The sequence below is a fragment of the Bacillus sp. FG16 genome, from assembly GCF_057809515.1.
The window spans coordinates 1-26,262 of record NZ_JBMDKC010000028.1; the positions used below are offsets into that span (position 1 = coordinate 1).

The 26,262-nt window shown below is 34.8% G+C and carries 27 protein-coding genes, 1 pseudogene, 1 riboswitch and 2 other annotated features (1 of these 31 only partly in view); of the genes and pseudogenes, 11 read left to right on the forward strand and 17 right to left on the reverse strand.

Annotation, left to right across the window (positions count from 1 at the left end; all coding sequences use genetic code 11):
- Both ACODS7_RS12510 and ACODS7_RS12515 read left to right on the forward strand, forming a co-directional pair.
- The coding region (locus tag ACODS7_RS12510; RefSeq protein ID WP_488826796.1) for a Gly-Xaa-Xaa repeat protein at positions 1–490 on the forward strand (490 nt) is incomplete at its 5' end.
- A gap of 195 nt (positions 491–685) precedes the next feature.
- Entirely contained in the window at positions 686–1,114 is a 429-nt protein-coding gene (locus ACODS7_RS12515) for a hypothetical protein (RefSeq protein ID WP_029441831.1), read from the forward strand.
- A 79-nt stretch (positions 1,115–1,193) separates the two neighbouring features.
- Here ACODS7_RS12515 and ACODS7_RS12520 read toward each other — a convergent pair.
- A pseudogene (locus ACODS7_RS12520) lies at positions 1,194–3,247 on the reverse strand (transglycosylase domain-containing protein).
- A 311-nt stretch (positions 3,248–3,558) separates the two neighbouring features.
- Here ACODS7_RS12520 and ACODS7_RS12525 point away from each other — a divergent pair.
- The 3 genes from ACODS7_RS12525 to ACODS7_RS12535 all read left to right on the forward strand — a co-directional run bounded on the left by ACODS7_RS12525 (position 3,559) and on the right by ACODS7_RS12535 (position 6,107).
- Entirely contained in the window at positions 3,559–4,179 is a 621-nt protein-coding gene (locus tag ACODS7_RS12525; protein WP_000231445.1) for a DUF47 domain-containing protein, read from the forward strand.
- A gap of 11 nt (positions 4,180–4,190) precedes the next feature.
- Positions 4,191–5,189, forward strand: a complete 999-nt coding sequence (locus ACODS7_RS12530) for an inorganic phosphate transporter (RefSeq protein ID WP_000380276.1) — start codon at positions 4,191–4,193, stop codon at positions 5,187–5,189.
- 117 nt (positions 5,190–5,306) lie between these two features.
- A complete protein-coding gene (locus tag ACODS7_RS12535) occupies positions 5,307–6,107 on the forward strand; it encodes a sulfite exporter TauE/SafE family protein (RefSeq protein ID WP_000455762.1) in 801 nt (266 codons plus the stop codon).
- Between the two features lie 293 nt (positions 6,108–6,400).
- On the opposite strand, the gene ACODS7_RS12540 is transcribed toward ACODS7_RS12535, so the two are convergent.
- Positions 6,401–6,628, reverse strand: coding sequence for a hypothetical protein (locus ACODS7_RS12540; RefSeq protein ID WP_000883009.1), 228 nt, complete (start codon positions 6,626–6,628; stop codon positions 6,401–6,403).
- Between the two features lie 170 nt (positions 6,629–6,798).
- Here ACODS7_RS12540 and ACODS7_RS12545 point away from each other — a divergent pair, with 170 nt between their 5' ends.
- Positions 6,799–7,311: a Crp/Fnr family transcriptional regulator gene (locus tag ACODS7_RS12545; RefSeq protein WP_016082299.1), complete on the forward strand. Its 513-nt coding sequence runs from the start codon at positions 6,799–6,801 to the stop codon at positions 7,309–7,311.
- Between the two features lie 32 nt (positions 7,312–7,343).
- Here ACODS7_RS12545 and hmpA read toward each other — a convergent pair whose 3' ends face one another.
- The 3 genes from hmpA to ACODS7_RS12560 all read right to left on the reverse strand — a co-directional run bounded on the left by hmpA (position 7,344) and on the right by ACODS7_RS12560 (position 10,442).
- Positions 7,344–8,552 (reverse strand): NO-inducible flavohemoprotein, encoded by a 1,209-nt coding sequence (gene hmpA / locus ACODS7_RS12550; protein ID WP_029441829.1) that lies wholly within the window; start codon positions 8,550–8,552, stop codon positions 7,344–7,346.
- Between the two features lie 159 nt (positions 8,553–8,711).
- Positions 8,712–9,230 carry a hypothetical protein gene (locus tag ACODS7_RS12555; protein WP_016082301.1) on the reverse strand — a complete coding sequence of 173 codons (519 nt, stop codon included), beginning with the start codon at positions 9,228–9,230 and terminating at the stop codon, positions 8,712–8,714.
- Between the two features lie 114 nt (positions 9,231–9,344).
- On the reverse strand, positions 9,345–10,442 hold the full coding sequence (locus ACODS7_RS12560; RefSeq protein ID WP_029441828.1) for a site-2 protease family protein: 1,098 nt from the start codon (positions 10,440–10,442) through the stop codon (positions 9,345–9,347).
- A 150-nt stretch (positions 10,443–10,592) separates the two neighbouring features.
- On the opposite strand from ACODS7_RS12560, the gene ACODS7_RS12565 reads away from it, so the two are divergent.
- Positions 10,593–10,790, forward strand: coding sequence for a hypothetical protein (locus ACODS7_RS12565; RefSeq protein WP_016082303.1), 198 nt, complete (start codon positions 10,593–10,595; stop codon positions 10,788–10,790).
- 195 nt (positions 10,791–10,985) lie between these two features.
- Here ACODS7_RS12565 and ACODS7_RS12570 read toward each other — a convergent pair whose 3' ends face one another.
- Complete coding sequence (locus tag ACODS7_RS12570; protein WP_142333781.1) at positions 10,986–11,837, reverse strand: YhfM domain-containing protein; 852 nt, start codon at positions 11,835–11,837, stop codon at positions 10,986–10,988.
- A 108-nt stretch (positions 11,838–11,945) separates the two neighbouring features.
- On the opposite strand from ACODS7_RS12570, the gene ACODS7_RS12575 reads away from it, so the two are divergent.
- The gene (locus tag ACODS7_RS12575) at positions 11,946–12,722 is read left to right on the forward strand and encodes a class I SAM-dependent methyltransferase (RefSeq protein WP_048563671.1); all 777 of its coding nucleotides are present in this window, start codon (positions 11,946–11,948) and stop codon (positions 12,720–12,722) included.
- Positions 12,723–12,762: 40 nt separating this feature from the next.
- Here the strand turns inward: ACODS7_RS12575 and ACODS7_RS12580 are convergent, their stop codons facing one another.
- Positions 12,763–12,972 carry a hypothetical protein gene (locus tag ACODS7_RS12580; protein ID WP_000880630.1) on the reverse strand — a complete coding sequence of 70 codons (210 nt, stop codon included), beginning with the start codon at positions 12,970–12,972 and terminating at the stop codon, positions 12,763–12,765.
- Positions 12,973–13,244: 272 nt separating this feature from the next.
- Positions 13,245–13,503 (forward strand) — a binding site (T-box leader).
- Positions 13,504–13,559: 56 nt separating this feature from the next.
- On the opposite strand from ACODS7_RS12580, the gene brnQ3 reads away from it, so the two are divergent.
- Complete coding sequence (brnQ3, locus tag ACODS7_RS12585; RefSeq protein WP_098629092.1) at positions 13,560–14,915, forward strand: branched-chain amino acid transport system II carrier protein BrnQ3; 1,356 nt, start codon at positions 13,560–13,562, stop codon at positions 14,913–14,915.
- A gap of 24 nt (positions 14,916–14,939) precedes the next feature.
- Here the strand turns inward: brnQ3 and ACODS7_RS12590 are convergent, their stop codons facing one another.
- From ACODS7_RS12590 to gltP, 9 genes are all read right to left on the reverse strand, one after another.
- Positions 14,940–15,278, reverse strand: coding sequence for a DUF3922 domain-containing protein (locus ACODS7_RS12590; protein WP_141542533.1), 339 nt, complete (start codon positions 15,276–15,278; stop codon positions 14,940–14,942).
- Positions 15,279–15,360: 82 nt separating this feature from the next.
- Positions 15,361–15,993, reverse strand: a complete 633-nt coding sequence (locus ACODS7_RS12595) for a response regulator (RefSeq protein ID WP_016082308.1) — start codon at positions 15,991–15,993, stop codon at positions 15,361–15,363.
- A complete protein-coding gene (locus ACODS7_RS12600) occupies positions 15,990–17,045 on the reverse strand; it encodes a sensor histidine kinase (protein WP_016082309.1) in 1,056 nt (351 codons plus the stop codon). The genes ACODS7_RS12595 and ACODS7_RS12600 overlap by 4 nt, the downstream gene beginning before the upstream one ends.
- Positions 17,045–17,785 carry a cell wall-active antibiotics response protein LiaF gene (gene liaF, locus ACODS7_RS12605; RefSeq protein WP_029441825.1) on the reverse strand — a complete coding sequence of 247 codons (741 nt, stop codon included), beginning with the start codon at positions 17,783–17,785 and terminating at the stop codon, positions 17,045–17,047. Before liaF ends, ACODS7_RS12600 begins: the two co-directional genes overlap by 1 nt.
- A gap of 107 nt (positions 17,786–17,892) precedes the next feature.
- A complete protein-coding gene (locus ACODS7_RS12610; protein WP_000814127.1) occupies positions 17,893–18,555 on the reverse strand; it encodes a PspA/IM30 family protein in 663 nt (220 codons plus the stop codon).
- A 47-nt stretch (positions 18,556–18,602) separates the two neighbouring features.
- Positions 18,603–18,959, reverse strand: coding sequence for a lmo0954 family membrane protein (locus ACODS7_RS12615; protein ID WP_000808640.1), 357 nt, complete (start codon positions 18,957–18,959; stop codon positions 18,603–18,605).
- Between the two features lie 183 nt (positions 18,960–19,142).
- On the reverse strand, positions 19,143–20,459 hold the full coding sequence (locus ACODS7_RS12620; RefSeq protein ID WP_243168086.1) for a Na+/H+ antiporter NhaC family protein: 1,317 nt from the start codon (positions 20,457–20,459) through the stop codon (positions 19,143–19,145).
- Between the two features lie 95 nt (positions 20,460–20,554).
- Positions 20,555–20,660: riboswitch (SAM riboswitch) on the reverse strand.
- Between the two features lie 120 nt (positions 20,661–20,780).
- The gene (locus ACODS7_RS12625; protein WP_043938517.1) at positions 20,781–21,299 is read right to left on the reverse strand and encodes a ribonuclease FAU-1 family protein; all 519 of its coding nucleotides are present in this window, start codon (positions 21,297–21,299) and stop codon (positions 20,781–20,783) included.
- A gap of 68 nt (positions 21,300–21,367) precedes the next feature.
- A complete protein-coding gene (gene gltP, locus ACODS7_RS12630) occupies positions 21,368–22,642 on the reverse strand; it encodes a glutamate/aspartate:proton symporter GltP (RefSeq protein WP_016082313.1) in 1,275 nt (424 codons plus the stop codon).
- 494 nt (positions 22,643–23,136) lie between these two features.
- Between gltP and ACODS7_RS12635 the strand changes: the two genes are divergently transcribed.
- Complete coding sequence (locus tag ACODS7_RS12635) at positions 23,137–24,411, forward strand: murein hydrolase activator EnvC family protein (RefSeq protein ID WP_029441822.1); 1,275 nt, start codon at positions 23,137–23,139, stop codon at positions 24,409–24,411.
- A gap of 101 nt (positions 24,412–24,512) precedes the next feature.
- A complete protein-coding gene (locus ACODS7_RS12640) occupies positions 24,513–24,674 on the forward strand; it encodes a hypothetical protein (protein WP_172452168.1) in 162 nt (53 codons plus the stop codon).
- A gap of 30 nt (positions 24,675–24,704) precedes the next feature.
- On the opposite strand, the gene ACODS7_RS12645 is transcribed toward ACODS7_RS12640, so the two are convergent.
- Entirely contained in the window at positions 24,705–26,060 is a 1,356-nt protein-coding gene (locus ACODS7_RS12645; RefSeq protein WP_043936112.1) for a sodium-dependent transporter, read from the reverse strand.
- Positions 26,061–26,171: 111 nt separating this feature from the next.
- Positions 26,172–26,262, reverse strand: a binding site (T-box leader); it runs 158 nt beyond the window's last position.

Genomic DNA, 26,262 nt, shown 5'->3' on the forward strand with positions numbered 1-26,262 from the left:
CGCTCAAGGTGCTACTGGGGCTCAAGGTCCGGCTGGCGCTCAAGGTGCTACTGGGACTCAAGGTGCTACTGGCGCAACAGGACCAGCAGGTACTCCGATCCCTATAACTACAGCTGTCTTAGGTAACACAAATGCACAAACAGTATCACCAGGAAGCAATATACAATTCAATGAAACATTCGAATTAACAAACCTCTCCTTTAACGGCTCTGATACTCTAACTGTTTTAGAAACTGGTGTATACGATATTAACTTCTCCGCATCTACAACATTCCCAGGCTCTTCACCATTTGGTTTCGGTCTTTCATTTAATGGCCAACCACCTAGTCGTAATTTTTCAACTAACGTTATCGGTAGTGCGGTTTCTTTCTCAACGATTATTACTTTAACAGCTGGTACAACAATCTCTGTACAACCTACAGCAAATACTATCTCTATTCCAAATACAGGTGAAACAACTGCAGTACTAACCGTCTTCCGAATTTACTAATTTTCGTCAAATAATCATATTTATAGTTATATGTTTAATTGACTGTGTATTAAATCTCTCTTTTAATAAAAAGGAGCACTTATTTGGGAGGATAAGTGCTCCTTCTTTACGTTTCTTTACCTCAAATTTACTCTATCTTAATCCTCATTTTGTATGATAAATAATGAAGTCAAAGATATGAAAGAGGGATGAAAAATGAGAGTTATGTCACCGATACGCATTTGGATTGCACTTATGATATGCATTATTTTATGTGTAGGATTTTTTTTAACTCTAAAATATTCCACTATTTCAAAAGCAGAGAGAAAAACAGTTCCATACAAACTTTTGTATACGAAACAAAACGACATCCTTTATTCCAATTACGCAAATAATGAAAAAAAAGTTATAAAAGGAATGCTTATTACGAAAGCTTCTAATTACGAAACTCTACTTCAAATTGCTGAATCGATTAAAGATCAGTATACAAATAAAGGAATTGATGAAATCACGCTGTCTATCCATAATGAAAATAATGGTAGTTATGAAGAAGAATTACCTTACGAACCGATTAGTAAAGGAAAAATAATCGTCACATACGATTCTCAATCCTTTGGCAGTACGAACATTACTCTTAATGAATAGTAGCATTTATCTCACTCATTATGAGCTCACTTTATTTTTCACATGAGAAAGAGGCGAATAATGAAATTCGCCTCTTTTTTCACCATAATGATGGAATCCACTCTTTCACTTTATCAAACCACTCTTGCTGTTCTTTTTTCCTTTGTTGTTCCTCTTCTTGCCTTCTCTTTTCTTCTTCTTTTCTTCTTCTTTTCTTCTCTTTTCTTCTTCAATTGTTTGCAATTGTTTTTTATAGTCCGCCTCAGATATTAACGACAATTGGAACGCTTTTTGGGCTGGGTTTGCATTTGCTTTTTTCATGATGTCTCGGAACATCGTCGTCGTAATTTGACTACCACCTGGCACATAATGCTCGCTATCTGTTTTGTCATATCCCACCCAAATCGCACCTACTAAATCTGGTGTGTATCCTACAAACCACGAGTCCTTCGCTCCTACGCTCGGACCATTTACAAGTTGAGTAGTCCCTGTCTTTCCTGCTGTATCAACATTATTAACTTTTGCTTTTTCACCTGTTCCCTTTTCGACTACACCTTTTAATAAATACGTCATCTTTTGAGCAATTTTTTCACTCGTCACTCGTGTCTCTTTTTTATACCATTTTCCTATTATTTCCCCTTCAGCATTTTGAACTTCTCTAATTGCATGAGCCTCTACTTGAACCCCATCATTAGCGAATGTACTATATGCTTGGGCCATTACAAATGGAGATGTCCCTACATGCATCCCACCTAAAGCAATTGGATACGTACGGTCTTCTGGTACTAATGGAATACCAAATCGCTCTAAAGATTTCAATCCTTTATCTAATCCTATTTGCTCTAATAACCACACAGCAGAAACATTATACGACTTTGCTACCGCTTCATACATTGTCACATTACCATGAAAAGCCTGATCACTATTTTTCGGTTCATATTCTTTAATATGAAATGGTTCATCCTTTAATATATCGTATACTTCATACCCTTGTTCTAAAGCAGGTACATATACAGCTAGAGGCTTTAATGTTGAACCTGGCTGTCTTTTTAATTGCGTAGCATGATTAAATTGTAAAAACTGATATGGTCCTCTCCCCCCAACTAAAGCTGGAACACCGCCTGTTTTGGGATTTATAAGGACTACACCCGTTTGCATAAGTTGATCTGAGCCACTATCTTTAAAATAACTATCATTATTCACAACATCTTCTACAGCTTGTTGTTTTTTCGGATCAAGCTCTGTATAAATACGATAACCACCTGCTAAAATTTCATTTTGTGTTAATTCATACTTATCCATCGCTTCCCTAACTATATAGTCTACATATTGGGAGTATTTACCTTTATATTTATCATCAACCCCACGTTTTAATACAAGGCCTGACTCTTTTTCTTTATTGTATTGTTCTTCAGAAATATATCCTTGTTCCTTCATTAAACTTAATACGACATTACGTCGTTCAATTGATTTATTAAAGTTTTTATAAGGCGAATACGCAGACGGCGCTTTAATTAAGCCCGCGATCGTTGCAGCTTCTGAAATTGATAAATCTTTTACATCTTTATCAAAATACGATTTAGCTGCCCTTTTTATCCCCCAAGCACCTTCTCCAAAATAGATTTGATTCATATACATTTCAATAATTTCATCTTTTGTATAAGTACGTTCTATTTTTTTCGTTAAAAAGTATTCCTTTATTTTACGAGAAAATGTACGATCTTGTGTCAGAAATACATTCTTCGCGAGCTGCTGTGTAATTGTACTTCCCCCTGCTACAACTTCTCCTGCTGTAATATTTTTAAAAACTGCACTTATAATTCCACTATAATAAATACCATGATGGTTAAAAAATTCCTTATCTTCTACTGCAACAATTGCCTGAACCATAATATCAGGAATATCTTTTCTTTTAACGCCTTCTGTTTTCGAAGAAGCTAATTTAGTTGCGACCTCATTATTTGCATCATAAATTAAAGTCGGTTGTGGAACAGCTTGTTTTAATTCAGATATGTCTTGAATGGAAATTATTATATTTACAGCAATAAATATAGTAACGAGTACACTTCCCAATACAATTAATGAATTACGAAGTTTCTTCCTCTTATTGAACCACTCAAGCATTTTTTTAAAATGAGTGTTCTTCAATTTCATTCGTTCACTTCCTTCATTTATTTACACTCTTCTTTTTAAAAGGAAGAATATACCGCCTTTTAAATTTATTATAATAACGTAGTCATTCCTATAGTGTAAAGCTTTTCTTTTACATTCATACTTTTTGCAAGAAAAGGACATTCTACAAGTAAGATATTCACTATTGGATATTAATATTATTAATAGAACAACGAGAGTTATGTTAAGTTTTTGTAAACTTTTCGATAAAATGTTTTAAAAAACGACAGTTTTTTGTTAGAATTGATTAGCCAATATATTTTACATATATTACTTTTGTGGGGGTAACAATAATGGTCTTTAAATCAAAAAAAGATAAATTTTCTGAAATGTTAATGAATGTTTCCGAAAATTTAAAAGAAGGCGCGCAATTTTTCGTGGAGTATAAAATTAAAAATGCTAGCGATTTAAAAGAGTTTTCTATGCGCATGAAAGAGTATGAGTCAAAAGGTGACTCATTTATTCACGAAATCATTATGGAGCTAAACAAAGCGTTTATTACTCCGATTGAACGTGAGGACATCCTACAACTTGCAATGAGTATGGATGATGTATTAGACGGATTAGATCACAGTGCTGGTCTGTTCGAAATGTATTCTATTACAGAAGCTGATGAATACATGATTAAATTCGTAGAAGCAATTAATCAATGTGCAATTGAAATTGCAAATTCTGTTGAACTACTGTCTAAAAAGAAGTTAGTCGACATTCGTACGAACGCGATCAAGATTAAGGATTACGAATCACAATGCGATGATATTCGTCGTCATGCGATTAAGCACTTATTCTCTCGTGAGAAAGATCCGATTAAGATTATTCAATTTAAAGAGATTTACGAAGAGCTTGAAGAAGTAGCTGATAGCTGTCAAAGCGTTGCAAACGTATTAGAAACAATTATTATGAAGAACGCGTAAGGAGTTTGATCATGGATACACTCTTGATACTGACCGTTTTAGTAGTCATTTGCGCTTTAGCTTTTGACTTTATCAATGGATTTCACGATACAGCAAACGCTATTGCAACGGCTGTTTCAACGAAAGCTCTAAAGCCTAGACATGCAATTATTATGGCAGCTATTATGAACTTTTTAGGTGCAATGACATTTACAGGTGTAGCAAAAACGATTACAAAAGATATCGTTGACCCATTTGCTTTACAAAATGGTTCTCTTGTAATTTTAGCTGCTTTACTTGCGGCGATAGCATGGAACTTAATTACTTGGTACTACGGTATCCCAAGTAGTTCTTCGCATGCAATTATTGGCTCAATCGCAGGTGCAGCCATTGCTGCTGCTGGTATTAGCTCATTAAACCTTAAAGGATTCATTAAAATTCTTGAAGCTTTAATCATTTCACCAATTATCGCTTTCGTTATTGGTTATATCGTATACAGTATTTTTAAAGTGGTCTTTAAAAACTTTAACTTAACGAAAACGAACAAAAACTTCCGTATATTCCAGATTTTCACTGCAGCATTACAAGCCTATACACACGGTACGAATGATGCACAAAAAGCAATGGGTATCATTACGATGGCTCTTATGGCTAATAACTATCATACTTCTAGCGATATTCCGTTCTGGGTACAATTATCTTGTGCTATCGCAATGGGGCTTGGTACTTCTGTCGGTGGATGGAAAATTATTAAAACTGTCGGTGGACAAATTATGAAAATTCGTCCTGTAAATGGTGTAGCTGCCGATTTATCATCATCACTTGTTATTTTCGGTGCAACATTCATTCACTTACCGGTTAGTACGACGCACGTTATCTCTTCTTCTATTTTAGGGGTTGGTGCTTCTCACCGTGTGAAAGGGGTAAAATGGGGAACTGCAAAACGTATGTTAATTACATGGGTTATTACACTTCCTATTTCAGCTTCTTTAGCTGCTCTGTTTTACTACCTATTACATTTTGTTTTCTAATCAAAAGTCGTCTTCCTTATTTTTCTAGGAAGACGACTTTTTTGTGAACAAGCCTATTTCTCATTAAAAAGCGTGTATAATAATTGGTGGATAAGTTATTTAGAGGAGTTGGCAATTTTGGAATACATCATGTTACTTTTCATCGGACTAATCGCCGGGACAGTCGGCAGCCTAGTTGGGCTTGGAGGCGGAATTATTATTGTTCCGTTATTAATTGGATTACACAGTTTATCACCACAACTTGCAGTAGGGACTTCTATGGTAACAGTCGTTTTTACAGGGCTATCTTCCACCCTTACTTACATGAAGCATAAACGAGTAGATTATAAAAGTGGACTTATTTTATTTATCGGAAGCGGCCCTGGTGGTATTATCGGATCATGGGCAAATAAATTTTTAAACCAAGACACATTTTCTTTATACTTTGGGATTTTCCTTATATTCGTCTCAATTCTACTTATGCTTCGAGACAAATTAAAACCTCTTTCCCTCTCAAATACGTCTGTAATTAAGCGTTCTTTTACAGATAATGATGGAAATACTGTACACTATCAATTCCCACCGTTTCTTGCTATCTTTATTGCCTTTATAGTTGGGTTTATATCTGGGTTATTTGGAATTGGTGGCGGTGCCTTACTTGTTCCAGCAATGATGCTTCTTTTTGCATTCCCAGCACATATTGCAGTAGCAACTTCAATGTTCATCGTATTTCTATCAGCAATTGTAAGTTCTGCAACTCACATCTCACTTGGAAATGTCAGCTGGATTTATGCATTAATCCTTATTCCTGGTGCATGGATCGGCGGAAAAATCGGGGCTTACATTAATACAAAACTGAGTGGTAACGCCGTAATTAATTTATTACGTATTACGTTAATTATTCTTGGAACTAGATTAATCATTATTTCCCTTTTATAACGTATTCTTTTTAGAATGCGTTTTTCTTATACACATGAATATAAAAATCCTCCGAGGAGAACAAATAAAATTAAACAAACACATAATAACATATAATTTGAAATATGTACTTTCTTCAAGTTGACCACTCCTATAACTGCGACTGTTATATTTATGATAGCGAAAAAATAGTTCACTTGCAGTTACAGAGTGCTAACAATGCAAAATCAATTATTACAAATTTTATCCTTATATTTCATTTCTTTGTATATTCTATCGATTTAATAAAAAAAGATGTCATATTGACATCTTTTTTAGTGAAGAAGTGACCATCCCATAAAGTCTTCATGTACTTGGCACGCCCTCTTATCATTTCGATCATATAATTCAGCATAACTATCTGTTTCTTCATCATAAGCCATCGTATAAATAATTTGGCCGTCTACTTCAACGGATAAAACGACTCCACCTTTCATCTCTTCTACATGAATGATAGCATTCGCCGGAATTCTCATATCCGTCATTCTCATCGCATCTAACAATATACTAAACCCCCTACAGCGTATTCATTGCTAGTACTATTACACACTAAATAGTATACTACTGTAATAGCATACATTTCGTCAATGAAATTGCTGTTGAAATAGCATATTGTCTATATACATATACGCTAAAATAGAAGAAATAGAAACATATTAATGGGGGGCTAACATTGATTCTACACAAAGGAGATGTACTATTCCGTCAAGGCGAGGACGGTCCTTTATACTTTATAAAAACTGGCTTATTAAAAGTAGTTCGGTTAGAAGAAGACGGAACACCATTTTTATTCAACATTATCGTTCCAGGTGAAACGATACCTCATCATTCTTTAATTTCACCGAAAGAATATCACGGTACAGCTATCGCTTTAATAAAAACAGAAGTGGAACCAATTACTAGTAGTGAATGGTATGAGAGACTTCAAGCAAATCCTGAATCATATGCCAACATCGCTATGCAATTGCAATCGAAATTAAGAATGATGCAACAACGAATTGATCAATTGACAACCGTCTCACCAAAAGAACGTCTTCATCGTTTACAAGAATGGTTCACATTATATTTAGATGACATTCCTATATATGAAATATTAACACAAACTGAAATTGGTCAACTGATAGGCATACGCCGTGAAACAGTTAACCGTTTATTACGAGAACAAATAAAAAACGAGGTAAAATAAATACCTCGTTTTTTTGTTTATTCTCATCCGTCTTATTGTAAGCTTGTTGCTGGGCCGAAAAATTCATAATGAATATGCTCTTGTTTCACACCTAAATCAGTTAGTGCAGCATTTATATGCTTCATAAATGCTACTGGACCACAGAAATAAAATTCTGCTTCAGTTGTCGGAATAATAGTTTGTAACCATTCTGCTTCAATAAATCCTTCTTTATCAAAGTTCTTCGTTTCCAAATCTTTTTCAGTTGGTGCAGAATAACAAGTGTATGCTTTAACTTGTTCATATTCATTGTCTACTGCCTTAACATGTTCTTTCATTGCATGTGTATTACTATTTATTGCTGCATGAACAAAATATACATTTCGTTTTGAATCTTGTTCAATTAACGTATTTAACATACTCATCATCGGTGTAATCCCTACTCCACCACTAATTAGTACAACTGGTAACGTTGAATCCATTTTTAATACGAAATCTCCCGCTGGTGCACTTACTGGCAAAATATCTCCTTCTTTTACATGTTCATGTAAGTAATTAGACACTTTACCGTCTGGTGTATCTACACCTTTTTCTTTCTTTACACTAATACGATAATATTCTTTCCCAGGAGCATCGGATAAACTGTATTGACGATTATGTGTATATGTCTCACCTTCAATATTGATTTGAACCGTTACATATTGACCTGGGATGAATGAAGAAACTTTCCCTCCATCTTCAGGTTTCAAATAAAATGACGTAATAACATCGCTTTCCTTCACTTTTTTAACAATCACAAAGTTGCGGAAGTCTTTCCATCCACCTTCTTTATGTGCAGCTTCTTCATACATCTCTGCTTCAATGCTAATAAATGCATCAGCAATGACACCATATGCTTCTCCCCATGCATTTAAAACTTCATCAGGTGCACCTGCGACCTCTTTAATGGCACGTAGTAAACATGTGCCTACAATCGGATAATGCTCAGCTTTAATACCTAAACTTCTATGCTTATGACCAATTTGTTTTACAACTGGAATAATAGCTTCTAAATTATCAATGTACATTGCAGCAGCATAAACAGCATTCGCTAACGCTTGTTGTTGTCTTCCCTTTTTCTGATTCGTATGGTTGAAAATATTCAATAACTCCCGATGTTCCGAAAATAAAATTTGATAAAATCTCGTTGTAATTTCAACGCCTTTTTCTTGTAATAATGGTACTGTTGACTTTACGATTTCAATTGTTTTTGCACTTAACATTGTATCCCACTCCTCTATTTCCTTAACTGTTTTTAGTTTAACTGAATCTTATAATGCAGATTGTGATTTTAATCACTATTAACACGTTGTTTTTGTGAATAATATATGAACATTGCATTTACAAAAGAAAATAAGCTAACTAGAATTCTAGCTAGCTTATTATTTTGTTTGTATAGCTTGTTCAATTACCTTTCTATCTTTCCCATCACCAAACTCCGTATACCCCCAGATATTCGTTTCACCTCTATATTTATTTACGATAATATCCAAGTCATGATATACACGGTGGGCATACACTACATACTCAATATTTTGAAGTTCCACACCTTTTTTTACAATTTCATAGCTTCTATTTACATCGCGTTTTATTTTTTCATTCTTTATTTCCGTATGTATATTTTTTAAAGATGGTTCTTGTTGTTGAAACCATTGCTTAAATTGATTCCAATCCCCGTCTGTATAATTCTCTGCTTTACCGTAATTTAAGAAATTATTATAGCTTTCATGTGTCATTCGAATAAAATCTAGCACTTTTGTCTCTTCTTGCACATCTTCTACTTGAGCTATTGTATTTACCTCAGCAGGCTTATTCGCATAATGTAACAGCACTTTCATAAGACTATAACTCGCAATGATCATTACGATAATAATCCCGAATACACTTAACAATTTCTTCATATACAGAACTCCTTCTCTACTAAAGATATTACAATGTATGACTATACTTGTAACATTCTCTCGTAGAAATATAATTCCTGTATTAATTCTTCCTATCATTTCGACAATATTTTTCTACACATTTCGTCTTGGCAAATGCTCCTGTAAAACAATATAACCTTCATAAGCTGTATAACCAAGTATAGCTATTAATCCGATATAACAAGCAAATACTGTCCATTTCGTTTTCGTATCCACTTTATAATAGTTTTCTTGTTGTTCCTTTTCTGTTTTCCATTCATTTAATTTTCTTTCTGACGCTTCAAATGCTTCTCTTATGTGAATAGTATACTCATCTTTTTCATCTTCATATGGAACATAATCTAATGGTTCGAACTTCGGTAAAAGATACTCTAACACTTCCATTTTTTGAAGTTCACCTATTTGTAACTCTTTTTCCCGTTCTCTTTGTCCTAATGCATTCATCTCATGATGCATCATGTATATAGTCCGATGTACAGCACCCGTTTCTTTTAATTCCTCTTCAAGCCTAGCAACATATTCTTTCATCCCATCAATTTTATGCCCTAATTCCTTAATCGGCTCATCTCTCTTTATCACTCTATATAATTCCATACAACCGATAATAACAATAAATCCTCCCAAAATACTTTTAAAGTAAATTGAATAGCCAAGTAATAAAATAAGGCCCGCTCCCCAAATTTTAGTACTGACAACTGAAATAATTCGCCCACCATCTAGCGGCGAAACGGGAATTAAATTAAAGAAATTAATCATACTTCCAAGCAAAATAACAAGCGCCCAAAATGGCTCTTTCGTCATTATATAAAGCGGTATCGCTGGCAAAAATGACAGAAGTCCGAAAAGCGGACCCATATAGGCAATGTAAGCTTCATCTTTTGCATTTTTCGGCATCTCTTTCATTCCAATAAGAGCCCCCATAAATGGAATAAAGATCGCTGGCGATGTTGGGATCCCTTTTCTTTTCGCAGCCCATAAATGGCCCATTTCATGAACAAACAACAAATAAATGAGCGCCACTCCAAATTTCCAACCATATATAACTGCGTATGCGCCAAGCGATAGAAACATACTAAATACCGTTGAAAACTTTGCTAATTTAAAAATTGCAAATATCCACTTTAACTTAGACAGCAAAAATAATCCTATGGCAACAATAATTCCCCATAATCCTTTTTTATTATTTTTCATCTCTCTCTCCTTTAACCCCCTGTGACGAGTCATAAAAGCCCATCAAAAATTATTCTTGCCTCTATTATGACATATTTTTTTCTATTGTTAGAAATAATGTTTATTTAATCCATTTTTAGCCAAAAATACAAATAAAGGAGGTGCATACGAATGAATTTACAATCTCTCATAATAGGTGTTTTATCATTTTTAGCTTCAACTCTTATTTTTTATACAGTGAGCTATGTATTATTATTAGATTGGTTGCCAAATCACTTACTTATCACTCTTATCATTCTTTCCGCTCTTATGATTTCATTTCTTATTACACGAAAATCAATGAATGAGCCATCTGCAAAAGCAAAATAATAGAGAGGGGTTCTTCCCCCTCTCTATTATCATTTCCTAGGAAAGGCTACATAGAATTTCAATTCAGTTACAGCCAATAAGGATCTTACCTCAAAATTCAGTTGGAACAAAGAAGTTAAGCGGGAGTCAACGCCGAATTGGCAAAGACTATTAATCAATGAAAAATGAGTATCCTCCTCCGATTAAAGTCTCACTTTATCTTTGAAAATTCATTTTTTCACCATACTCTTTAACGATTTGAATTATATTTTGAAACACGCCTATTTTTTCTTTTTCACTGTTTAATATTTTTAAATCATACTTTTCGTAATATGTTTCTAATGATTTTAATTGTGATTCTGAAGCACCTTTTATCGAAACGGTAGCATGCAATTCATATTGCTTATACCCTTCCTTTACTTTTTCACCTAAAATCATTTCACTCTCTTTTGCTCCAATTAATTTTTGAACTTTTTCTGGGAAAGTGAGTTGCAAATAATATTCTTGTTCCTTCACTAACTTGTTGTATAGTGATTGTGAAATCGTATACCGTACCATATAATTCACATTTTGATCGCCTACTTTAATATGAAACGCAGTAATCTGCAAATCTTTTTTTGTTACTTCCGTTAAAGGACCTACCTGCATCTCATCTTCTTTTTGTTCTGAAACATTTGGAAATATAGCCAGAAGCTTTTCCGTATCTTTTTCATTCAACATATACATAGCTTTCTTATATTGCACCCATCCTCGTCTATCTTCTCCCCTTAACCATGCATAATAAGTTTCTTTTTTCCCATCTCTACTAATTTGTATTTCATATTCAGGTTCACCGAAGCTTCCGGTTATTTCTTGTTTCTCAGCTTTATCCAAAATGTCTATTACTAACTTCGCTTCTGATTCCTGCAACTTTTTCTCTTTATGTTTTTTTTGTATAACGGTTACCCCTATTGTTTCTTTCACTTCATTCACCGTCTTTTCTACTTTTTTTGTTTCTTTTTTTTGCTCAGCTTGACCACAAGCTGCTAGTAACATAACAAATAACAACAATACATATTTCCCTTTCAAATTAATCCTCCTTTTACGATAAGAAATTCTTATAATCTTCATACATAAAACAAAAACGTGACATCCTATTAAATAAGTTATACTAATCATTGAAAGGAGGTCTTTATCATGTCCATTAATTTTCATGATGCAAATAATAAATACACATACGCAACAAGAAACGCTCATATTTCTTGGGCTGAAATGGTAACAAACATTACAGACATACAAAACAAGCAAATAATTGATATTGGCTGCGGTGGCGGGATTTATACGAAAGAACTTGCTCTTATGGGAGCTAAAAATGTTGTGGGACTTGATTTTTCAAAAGAAATATTACAAGCTGCAAAAGAAAATTGCAACAACTTTCCAAATATTTCATTCATCCACGGTGATGCACATAATATCCCATACCCTAATGAAACATTCGACATAGTTATTTCGCGCGCAGTTATTCATCATTTACAAGACATTCCTACATTTTTATGTGAAGCTTCTCGTATATTAAATAAAAACGGTGTACTTATTTTACAAGATCGAACGATTGAAGATTGTACAGTTCCAGGAAGTCCCGAACACATTCGTGGATATTTTTTCTCTATATTTCCAAAACTCATTGAAATAGAGTCAAAAAGACGTCCAAAAACTAACACGATACAGAAAGAATTACAAAAACATTCTCTTCACGTACTTCCCACACAAACACAATGGGAAGTACGAAAAATACATGATTCTGTAGAAGCATTGCTACAAGATTTATCTCCTCGAACAGGTCGATCCATTCTATATGAGTTAACAGATGATGAAATTTCTCAACTTCTACAACATATACAGACCGCATTACAAAACGTCTCTCCTATTATTGAAAGAGATCGATGGACAATTTGGAGCGCCATGAAGTTGTAAGAAAGGAAGCCTCACAAAATAATGTGAGGCTTCCTTTCTTTCATAATCTAATTTTGCAACACTCTTGATATCCTCCACTTCTGGCCTGTGCACTTCCACACTTCGGACATACTAAATATCTAGACTGATTTGTCAACAAACTACCTTTTTGAAAGAGTAAAACTTCTGCTTGTTTAAACGAACGCGAATAATATAACCACATAAAACCAATTATAGCAATAATGCCAAATAATACTCCCATCGCAAGCATTTCAGTCACCTCTTTTGGTTTGTTCTTTCCAGCAAGTGGATTGTTGTAATATTCTCTGTAAATTCAAATAATCCCTTCTTTACTCCTATAAATATCAACTTTCTCTATAAATTTTACAATTCTCCGCAAATTTTTACTCCCATTTTACAATTCATTATTCCTTTTGCAACAACGAATTTTACTTTCGATATTTCCGTATATAAATATATCTTTCAAAAAACATATTGACTTTCTAAAAAAAACATGCAACAATACTGTCAGAATACTTGAATAAAAATTCATTGACGAGAACGAGTACGTTATAGAACTGTTCCCCAGAGAGTTGGCAATTTGCTGAAAGCCAACGTTCAGTGTGTAACCGAAAATCATCTCCGAGAAGTAGAACCGAATGTTACAGTAAGTTCTTACCGGCCGTCCCCCGTTACAAGGAACACGTATCATGTTGTACGTTGCAAAGCCGTATACATATAGATTTATTTCTACATGTATAAATTAGGGTGGTATCGCGGGTAAATATAACTCGTCCCTTTCTTTAGGGACGAGTTTTTTGTGTTCTTACAAATGAATTTAAAAAAGGAGGAAAAACAATGAACACTGTATCAAAAAAACATATTTTTTTCACGGGTCTTATGCTATTTTCTTTATTTTTTGGGGCAGGTAATTTAATTTTCCCTCCCATGCTTGGACAAAACGCAGGTGAAAACTTTTGGCCAGCAATGATTGGATTTTTACTAACAGGAGTTGGCTTACCACTACTAACTGTTATCGCAATTTCTCTATCAGGAAATGGGATGCAGCAACTCGCGAGTCATGTCCATCCATTATTCGGAATTTTCTTTACAGTAGTTGTATACATTGCCATCGGTCCATCCATGGGCATCCCACGTGTTGCAAATGTCGCTTATGAAATGGGTGTTAGTTCTTTCTTACCAGAAACAATCCGCTCTAGCAGCCTAGTGCTATTTGTATATACAATCATATTCTTTACTTTCGTATTTTGGCTGAGTTTAAATCCATCTAAACTTGTCGATCGTATTGGAAATATATTAACACCTATTTTATTACTCTCAATTTTCTTATTGTTTGTTAAAAGTGTCTTTACACCACTTGGGCAATCAGGACCAGCTATGCAAGAGTATCAAACTTCTCCAATCTTCAAAGGCTTTATGGAAGGGTACTTAACAATGGACACCATTTCAGCACTTGCATTTGGAATTATCGTTGTAAATGCAATTCGCTCTAAAGGTGTGAATGATCGTAAGTCCATTGCCATCGCCACAGCAAAAGCAGGGCTTATTGCCGCTACAGGACTCGTACTTGTATATGGTGCACTCGGCTGGCTTGGGGCAACTAGTGTCTCTCTCGGATATGCAAAAAATGGTGGACAGCTACTTACTGTTATCGTACAACAATTATTCGGTCCGTACGGTTTGCTCCTATTATCTCTTATCGTTACACTCGCTTGTTTAACGACATGCGTTGGACTCGTATCTGCGTGCAGCCAATATTTTTCAACATTATTGACTACATTCTCATACAAAACGTTCGCGAGTATCATTTGCGCATTAGGATTATTAGTTGCCAACTTAGGTTTAACGAACATTATCGCAATCTCTGTTCCAATTCTACTTGTTGTGTATCCAATTGCGATTGTACTCGTACTACTATCGTTACTTCATAAATACTTCGGTGGATATCGCTCTGTTTATGTAGGTGCTTTAATCGGAGCAGCTGTAGTGAGCGTATTTGATGGATTAAAACAAGGTGGTATTTCAGTTTCATTCATCACACCATATTTTGAATTTATCCCTTTATATAATGAAGGAATCGGCTGGCTAATACCAGCATTAGCAGGAGCTCTTATTGGCCTTGCAATCGCTAAGTTAAGCGGTACGAAAAAAGTTCCATTACTAACCGAATCTAACGAAGTAAAAGCCTCCTAAAAAAACTCCCAAAAGGGAGTTTTTTTACATTTGATAAGCATTATGATTAAAACTGCTTATTTTATAAGCTTTCGTATAATATTCAATATTCGTATCAACTGTTTCTACCTTGACAACATCATAGTGCTCTTCTTGCTTTACTAAAAATAAATAGTATTCCTCTGTTGCCTCAATAATCGCAATTTTATCTGTTTCAACATTATATTGTTCACAAAGTGCTTGTAATGCGTTCACATAATCCCCTAATTTTTTAGACTTATCCATTCCGAATATAGTTTGAACTAACATATACATTCTCCCCTTTATATGTACTGTTAACACCTCAATGATAACGCTTACAATATTTATCGTCAATAAAAACATTCAATGGTTTTAACGCCAAATCTATATTGTAGCGATCCAATAATTAGCGAGGAATCCCCCCGCCAATTAAAGTTTCACTTTATCACTTCGTTAATTGATGTCTAAATGCATAAATAACTGCCTGAGTACGATCACTTACATTCAATTTATTTAATATATTACTCACATGTGTCTTTACCGTTTTCAGTGCAATAAATAACTCATCCGCAATCTCTTGATTACTTTTTCCCTCTGCAATTAATAACAAAATCTCAAACTCTCTTTCCGTTAAATCATCATGCAAAGGTTGCTCTTTCTTTTGACGCATACGGGACATCATTTTCCCGGTAACTTTCGGCTCTAATACTGTTTCTCCATCATAAGTAGCTCGTACAGCATCTGCAATATCACTTGCTCTTGATGTTTTTAATAAATAACTAGTCGCCCCAGCCTCAATAACAGGATACAATTTTTCGTCATCTAAAAAGCTTGTTACAACTACAATTTTTGCTTCTGGCCATTCTTGAATAATAGCACGTGTTGCTTCGACACCATCCATCTCATCCATAACAAGATCCATTAAAATAATATCCGGTCTTAATTGCAGTGCTAATTCTGATCCTTTTTTTCCATTTTCAGCTTCCCCTACTACTTCAATATCTGGCTGTGTAGATAAATATGCCGATACACCCATACGAACCATTTCATGATCATCGACAAGCAATACTTTTATCATACTTCTCCCCCTCTCTCAAGCATAATCGGTACTTTCACTTCTATTTGTGTACCTTTGGCCGGGAAACTAAGTACCTTGAGTGTCCCACCAATTTCATGAACACGCTCTTGCATCGATCTTAAGCCATAGGAACCGGCTTTATTAACGCCTACTTCAAACCCAACACCGTCATCAATGATTTTTAAAATCGCATATTGATCAATTTTTCGAAGGCGCACTTCTGTTTTCTTTGCCTTCGCGTGTCGCAACGTGTTTGATAGCGCTTCTTGCACAATACGGAATAAATGATCTTCTACACCTTTTTTTAATTCTATTGGCTCAATAAGCCATTCAATTTTCATATGTTGTTTTCGCGATAATTCCGTTAATAATTCCTCTATACCTTCTGTCAGTTTCTTTCCTTCCAATTGTACAGGACGTAAATGAAGGAGCAATGCTCTCATTTCTGATTGAGCATTTACAACCATATTTTCAACAAGTTGTAATTGTTTTTTTGTCACATCTGGAAATTCAGTTATTTGTTCATTAATCGCTGACATCATCATCGACATTGCGAAAAGCTGCTGACTTACTGAATCATGCAACTCCCTTGCTAAACGATGCCTTTCTTGAGATATCGCTTCTTGTCTCATCTCTTCATTCCAATGAGCTCGTTCATTCGTTACTTTTTGAAAGAGTCCCGCTTGCTCCTCTAATCGACGAGCCAGAGCGATTACTTTTCGTTCCACTTCATGAAATTCATCATCTGCAGTAAACGAAACATCGCTCGGAAAATTCCCTCGCTCTACTTCAAATAGAAAAGTATTTAATCCTTGTATACGCTGCTCTATATAGTAACCGATTGCATATCCTACAATTCCCCCGATAAGTAAACTTGTAGTCATAATAAACAAGCCAATTGGAACAGAAGCGATGGATTCCTTCCATAATAAATCATACACTTGTTGCTCGCTTTTCCATACATATACAATTGTACAAATGAGTGCGATACTAACAGAGGACAACATAGAATAACGAATATACATCCACGAAATATTTTTTTGTTTCTTCATTATACTTTCCTCACTTCCGTGTCGCCTACGACAAGCGAAGAAATAATTTTAATACGACGAGGAGCCTCTTTATACTGCTCTGTTCTAAATGTAACATTGCGGTTAAACCCTGTCTCTTCATGACCTGGCAAGAGCACACGGCCGACAAGAACAGAATGATTTAAAGAAAGTTCAATATCATATGGCACATATAAACGAATATTACCAACGACACCTCGAATAACAATTACTGTTTCTCCTTCTGGAATCATAGCAGTTGTTAAATCCATTTCCACATCACAAGCACCATATTGAACATTAATATCCTCAAGTTCATAAATATGATCCATCATTCGTACATTGCCTACAAACATATTTTTCAAATATGGTTCTGTACGATATATTTGCTTCTCTTCGTCTATAATCCCTTTTTCTTTAATTTCAACCTTCATTGCTTTTTGCTGATGTCCTTGTTGAATCAATTGATAACCAATTAAAGCTAAACAAGCAAATACGACAAGAACAAATGCTGCTGATGAAAATAAGAAGAATAAAAATACGATACCACCAACAAATAAAAATACATTTCCCCGTACATAACGATTCTTTTTACGATAATGCCTTCCAAACATAAGCATAATAAATGCAAAAATGAGACCACCTGGTTCAAAATGTCCAAGTATCATATCAAGAAAAAGACCGAATCCAAATATGATGAGGAGCATCCCCATTAATTGTGTCTTTGAAAAATGTTTCTTCATTTCAGCTCCCCCCCTTCTTGTCACATATACATAGAAGAAAAGGCATTGCTTTCCAACACCTTTTCTCCTATCACTATATCATAAGCCTGTTTTATAATATACTACTATTATTTTGTTAACTCTTTCGTTAACGATACATCATTCTTTTCCTTCATTTCACGCTCAAGTTTTGCAATTTTCATATCAAATGTGTCACGCTCATGCTCTTCATTCATACGAGTTTCTAAGTCACGAATGTGATCTTCAATTTCTTCAAATCGTAAGAACGGATTATTTTCATCCATTTTATGCATCGCAGTATTCATACGACGATTTGCATGTGCCATATTTTCACGTGCCATTAGTTCCATACGCTTTGCGTGCATTTCTTTTAATTTATTTTTCATTTCAGAAAGACGACGCTCTAACTCATCAATTTGCTCTACAACACCTGCATACATTTCTTCTAATCGAGTTACTTGCCCTTCATAATAAGCTACCTCTTCTAAAGCACGTTCGTGCAATTGTAATTCGCCTGCTTCTTGAGCAATGATAGCTTGCTTTGATCTTTTGTTAACGAAATAGCGTGCTTGCTCAAGCTCACGAGCAAAGTTAGATTTTAATGTTTTATGACGTTCAATTAACTTCTCAATTTTTGTTATTTCACGCTCACTATCACGTAAATATTGGTTTAACATCGCAATTGGATTTTTTCTTTCCTTCTCATCTAACACATTATGAAAATCAGCTAAAATTGCATCGCGTACACGTCCGAATAAAGATTGTTTCATTATAAATCTTCCTCTCTTCTACTTTATTTATAATTTGATTTATTGTTTTAGTTTTTCATTAATTTGTTCCACTCATCTTCAAAGTTGCTATATGGTTTAGAACTTTCTGGAGCAGACTCAACAACTACATCTTTTTCTTTTTTCCACTCACGGTATCCGTAGTATAAAACCACTAAAGCAGCGATACCGATTAATGCTGGTGAATGAGAAAGTGCAATGGATAAACCGATTAAACCAACAATACCCCAAGCTAACTTTCCAAAAAATGACTTAGCTCGCACAAATGATTTATAGCTCCAATATACAACTCCTGCTCCGATTGCGAATCCTACAATACCAGCAAGACTACCAAGAGCAATTAAAGCCAAAATACCGGCTGCGATAAACGCTAGAAATTGTTTCATCTTGTGCTTGCCTCCCTTCGATTTGATACTCTTATCTTAACTATTTTTTCATCTTTCCATAACGAGCTTAAGAACCGTTTTTAACTCAGACTTAAGACCGAGTCATATTCAGCCCTTTACGCAAAAAAAAACGTGCAGAGTCTATTCTCTGCACGTTTTTTAATTACTAACGTTCATATTAAATTAAGCTGTTTTATGATACTCTTTTTTCTCAGCTACTTTCGAAAACCTTGGAAACCCAATTAAAATAGAAACAATCCCACATACTCCAACTAAAATTGGATAAAATGCATATGGTAACAATTCAACCGGAGATAACGCTGCAAATCCTGCTGCCGTTAACATTTGGGCACCGTATGGAATTAACCCTTGCACACAACATGAGAAAAGATCTAATACACTCGCTGATTTACGAGGGTCTATTTCATATTGATCTGCAATATTTTTTGCAAGCGGGCCTGTAAAGATAATTGAAATTGTATTATTCGCTGTACACATATTCGTCATACTCACTAAACCAGCAATACCAAATTCTGCTCCTTTTTTCGAACGAATATTACGAGTTAATACATTCATTAAATATTGAATACCACCATTATATTGGATTAATTCAACCATACCGCCAATTAATATAGCAAGTAACACTAACTCCATCATACCGCCCATTCCAGTCGTTACACTTTTAAAGAAACTTTCTAACGTGTAACTTCCATCTATAAGACCGATAACACCAGATAGTACAGTTCCACCAGCTAATACAATAAGTACATTCCAGCCAAGTAGCGCTGTAATAAGTACTCCTGCGTACGGTAAAATCTTTATCCACTCAAAGCTATGCGCTTTAATCTGCGTATCACTTCCTGAAGTAACTATTACTAATAGTACAATTGTAATAATAGCCGCTGGTAATACAATTAAAAAGTTCGTTTTAAACTTATCTTTCATTTCTGTTCCTTGTGAACGAACAGCTGCGATTGTTGTATCTGAAATAAATGATAAATTATCACCAAACATCGCTCCGCCAACAACAGTAGCCATCGCAAGTGCAATTGAGATATCAGTTTGACCACTAATACCTACAGCAATCGGTGCTAATGCTGCAATTGTTCCCATTGATGTTCCCATCGCTAATGAAATAAATGCACCAATAACAAAGATTCCAGCTACGATAAATCCTGGTGGCAAAATAGTTAACGCTAAATTAACAGTTGAGTCTACTCCACCCATTCCTTTAGCAGTTTCAGAAAATGCACCTGCAAGCACAAAAATTAATACCATAATCATAATATCCGGATTTCCTGCACCTTTAGCGAACCGCTCGACTTTCACATTAAAACTTTCTTTACGATTCATCACTAAAGCGACTCCTACAGCAATTGAAATCGCTACAAGTATCGGCAATTTATAGAAATCACCTGTAATAATTCCAGAACCAATAAATAGCGCCAAAAATATCCCAAGTGGTAATAAAGCTAAACCATTTCCTCTCGTTTCTTTCAAAGTACCATCTCTCCCTAGTTTCAACCTTTTTTCTAATGAATAACAAAAGACCTCTTCCGACGAGAAGAGGTCTTATACATCTATAAGAAACACTCTTCTCATCTTTCAAGCACACGCTTGCTGGATTTGGCACAGCACTCTGAAATCGAGTCCGCTGCCGAGGCATCGTAGGGCCAGTCCCTCCGCCTCTCTTTATAAGAAGGTTTCATATTTATTTTTTAATAATAATTTCTTCCCTAACTTTACTCGCTTACAAAACAAAAGTCAATTATTTTTTGTATAGATTTTTTTGGTAATTATGCAAAAATTTGAATACAATAATCATTTTAACTTTTCGATTTCTTCTTCCAATATTGAAATCCAATAAAATTCACTATTTTTTATTGTTGCTAATATCCATTTCGTCGTGTACCAAGCTAGCTCATAATCTTCCTTCGTGACATCGCCACTTTTATAAGCGTCCTCTAGCTCCTCTTCATCTAATACATACACCTTACCGCTAGGTAATAATACTACATCTAAATATAAATCATCAAAATACGGTAAACCACGGTCATCTATTTCATATTCTTTCGTCACATCAATATAATATTGCACTAAATTGTGCCTATCATCTAACATAGCTGTAATCGTAAAGTTCTTTCCATTAATAAAATATTGAACCCATGTATACCCATTACCTGCAATACAAATTTCTTTACCATCATATTCTTTACAACTAGGCTCTCTCACCTTTTTTATATCCAGTATTCCGAGCATTCCCTCTTCTACTTGCTTAACCGTATAACCCTTTTCTATTAGTCTCTTCCACGAAGAACCATCACCATATTTACGTTTCATTATGTCTGCTCCTCTTCTATATACAGAAAAGCTCCCACATATTATGTGAGAGCTTGTTCATATTATAATTAAGCTGCTTGACCTTTTTCAGAAATCTCTTTCAAATAAGCTTGTCCTTTTTCAGCGTCATATTGACCTTCCCACTTAGACATAACTACAGCTGCTAAAGAGTTTCCTACAACGTTAACTGCTGTACGAGCCATATCTAAAATACGGTCAATACCAGCAATGAACGCTAAACCTTCAGGTGGAATACCTACTGTACCAAGTGTCGCTAATAATACAACGAATGATACGCCCGGTACACCTGCAATACCTTTTGATGTAACCATTAATACAAGTAATAATGTAATTTGTTGCGTAATAGATAACTCAATACCGTACATTTGCGCCAAGAAAATAGCCGCAATTGCTTGATATAAAGTTGATCCATCTAAGTTAAATGAATAACCTGTCGGAATAACGAAAGATGTAATTGCTTTCGGGCAACCGAATTTCTCCATTTTCTCCATGATTTTTGGTAAAACTGTTTCTGAACTTGCTGTAGAATATGCTAAAATCAGCTCGTCTTTTAAAATCTTAAAGAATTGGAAAATGTTAATTCCAAATATTTTCGCTGTAAGTCCTAAGACAACTACAACGAAGAAGATCATTGCTCCATATACAACAATTAGTAATTTTCCTAATGGAATTAATGAAGCAAGACCAAATGTAGAAACTGTAACTCCAATTAGCGCAAACACACCAAATGGTGCAAATTTCATAACTTGGTTTGTTACGTAAAACATCGCATCAGCTACACCTTGGAAAAATTGAAGAACCGGTCTTCCTCTTTCACCAATTGCTGCTACACCTAAACCAAATAATACAGAGAAGAAGATAATAGCAAGCATATCTCCGTCAGCTAATGACTTCATAATGTTCGTTGGAACAATATTTACAAATGTATCTGCAAATGAATGACTTTGTACTTGCTCTGTCGTATGTGTATATTTCGAAATATCTGTCTTTGTTAACTGCTCCATATTTACGCCTTTTCCTGGTTGGAAAATATTCGCAATTAATAGACCGACAATAATTGCAATTGTTGTAATAATTTCAAAGTAAATAATTGTTTTTCCGCCTAGTCGGCCCAATTTTTTTACATCGCCAACACCAGCAACCCCAACAACAATACTTGCTACAACAATCGGTACAACGATCATTTTAATTAATCGGATGAAAATATCACCAATTGGTTGTAAATAACTCACTACCGCCGGATTGCCAAAGAAAATCGCCCCAACTGCAATACCAAGCGCAAGTCCTATTAATATTTGCCATGCAAGTCCTATTCTTTTCATATTTGTTGTAACCCCCTCTTCGATGTTTCACTCTATCTCTCATTCTATCTCTATAAAACTTGAAATTAAGAGTATTACATATTATTCGACAATTCACTACATTTTGTCCCTGTTAAAAATCATAAATCAAAAATTAAAATCTGACAACAAAATAAGTTTGCCCGAACGCAAATAATTTTCTTGACAAAAAGTAGACTCATGTCAGAAAACCTCACATGAGAACGATTCCTCACTAGTGTTTTATTAGCTTTTCAAGTAATATTTCACCTCATAAAAACTCTTAGTTTTCTCCTTAATTTCACAGATAAATCCCAAAATATACCTTTGTTACACAAGTAAATAACATGTAAGTACTATGACAATTAAAGTTGAAAAATGATAAATTCCGACAAAACTTAGCAATTTTATAAAGTTTTCTTTACATTATGATTACAACGATAGACACTCTTCTTCTTATGATATATAACATTCATAGGGAAAGGAGTCAGACAACTATGAAAAAGAAATTTGCAGCGTTTAGTGTTTTAGCAGCAGGAACGATTTTTGCTTCCCCGTTACTTTCACCCGTATACGCTGAAACAAATCAAGATAAATTATCTAACATTCAATCTGAATTAGAAGGCAAACAAAGTGACTTACAAAATAAATCAGTCGAGAAAGAACAAATAGAAAAAGAAATTCAAGAATTACAGAAGAAAATCGATGAATTAACTACTTCTATTAATAAAAACGAGGCTGAATTAAACGATACAAAAAAAGAAATTAGCAAAACTCAACAAGTAATTACTGACAAAAAGAAACATATTGAACAATTACAAACAAACATAGATACACGTCAGGAAGTTATTAAACAACGATTACAATCTATGCAAGAAAAACCTCGTACAAATATCATTACAGAGGTACTAACAAATTCTTCAAATATTGCCGATCTTGTTGATAATATGTACTCCGTAAGTTTAATATTAAACAATGATACAGATATTGTAAAAAAACAAACATCTGATCAAAATGCTGTAACTACAGAAAAAGAGGCTGTTGAGAAAAAAGAACAACAACTGAAAGAATCTGAGCAAAAACTAGAACAAAAACAGCAAGAATTACAAAATAACCAACAACAGCAACAAACTCTTATTAACGATCTACATACGAAAGTAGCAAAAGTAGATTCAGAGATTGAAGGATTAGAAGAATCCAAAGGCATTTTAGAAAATCAGCGTCAAGCTGTTCAAAAAGCAATTGAAGAAGAAAAACGGGCCGAAGAAGCTCGTAAAGCGGAAGAAGCTCGCCAGGCAGAGGAGGCTCGCAAACAACAAGCTACTAAATCTGCTCAAGCAACTCAAGCAGCCCCAACACCACATGATACAAATATCGGTGGCTTTATCAAACCAGCAGCTGGATCAAAAACTTCCGGATTTGGTGTACGTTCTTTAGATAACCATAAAGGAATTGACATCGCTGCTTCGGGAACGGTTCCAATTATCGCCGCTGCAGATGGCGTTGTTATCCGTTCAGAATTATCATCTAGTTACGGAAACGTAGTGTATTTATCTCACCGTATAAACGGAAAAACATATACGACAGTATATGCTCATATGAATAGCCGTTCTGTATCGAATGGACAAACTGTAAAACAAGGCGATCAGCTTGGATTTATGGGGAACACGGGCCAATCATACGGACAACATTTACACTTCGAACTTCATCTTGGAGAATGGAATGTCGGCAAGACAAACGCAGTTGATCCATCTCCTTATATCGGATTATAAAAAACCTCGGTGCCTACCGAGGTTTTTTATTTACACTTCACACACTATAGGCATTCTACATAGACTATAACTAAATGCCTATAGTTTACGGGGTGATTAATATGAATACACAATTACAACAAGAAATAGAAGAAGCTAGGGAAACGTTTATTGGCCGAATATTTACATTTGGCGGCTCAGCGTTATTTTTAATCGGTTCATTCATCGCAGTCGTCACAGCTTATAAAGCATATAATCGTTTATTAAATACTTCTACAACATAATAAAAAGACGGAGATTTCTCCGTCTTTTTATTATGCAAACATTTTAAATATGCCTATAGCATTTAAAAATACAATTATTACAGTTACCGGAATAACATAACGAAGTAAGAAGAACCAAATGTTAAATAACGTTTTCCCCTTCGTTTCCGTCACTTCTAATTCTTTCATCAACAACTCTTTACTCATTTTATTTGGTACAAATAATGAAATAGCTAGTACTCCTAACGGTAACAATACGTTACTTACCGAAAAGTCGACTAAATCAAAGAATGTTTTTCCAAATATTTTCACGTCACTCATAATCCCAAATGATAACGCTGATGGAATACCGACCGCAAAAATAAGAATACCAATTAATAATGATGCTGACGGACGCTTCTTCTCGTTACCTTTCGCAACAGATGCTACTACAATTTCAAGCATTGAAATGGCAGAAGTTAAAGTCGCAAAGAAGAATAAAATTAAAAACATAATAAAGAAAAATTGACCAAATGGTATTTTTGCAAATACTGCTGGAAGGACGATAAACAGTAATCCCGGTCCTTCAGTCGGTTTAACTCCTAATGCGAAAATCGCTGGGAAGATTGCTAATCCTGCAAGTACTGTAACAAAAACAGTTAAACTTACAATCGATGTTGCTGATTTCGCTAAATGTTCTTCTTTCTTTAAATAAGAACTATACGTTACCATTACGGATGCACCTACTGTTAGAGAGAAGAAAGATTGTCCCATCGCATATAAAACCGTATCTGCTGTAAGCTTTGAAAAATCTGGTTTTAAGAAGAACTCTACTCCAGCCAAAGCACCATCGAGTGTTAACGCACGAACAATAATTGCAATAAATAAAATAAATAATAGCGGCATCATGTACTTACTTGCCTTTTCTATACCTTTCTCTACACCTTTACTTACAACAAAAATCGTACAAAGCATAAAGATAAATTGTGCTCCAATCGCACTTAACGGATTTGAAATCGTTTCACCGAACAATTGTCCATAATCAGCTACTCCATTCCAGAAACTTCCTGTCACACTATAATATAAATAAAGTAAAATCCATCCACCTACAACACTATAAAAAGATAGTACACTAAAACAAGTAACAACTCCCATACGACCAATCCAAGGATATAATTTGCTATTTGGCACTAGTACTTTATAAGCTGTAACCGCCTCTTTTTGCGTGCTACGTCCAATAACAAACTCCGCTATTAGAAGAGGCATACCTATAAATAAAGTTAATAGTAAAAATACAAGGAAGAATGCGCCTCCTCCTCCATTACCTGCAACATACGGAAATTTCCATATTGCACCAAGACCTACTGCGGCTCCGGCTGCTGCGAGTACAAAGCCTATTTTCGACGTCCATTGCTGTGTTTCTTTCATCATAAACTCTCCTTTTCTGAATATTAAAATTTCTGTTAATTATACACTTTCATTTCATACTCGCACACCTCCTTTAGAAAATAAAAAAGTCCCCTACACGCAAATATGCATGTAGAGGACGATATATGTAATGTAAATACCGTGGTACCACCTCAATTGGATTGATAAATCCCACTTGTTCAAGTACAGGAATAATTCCGAT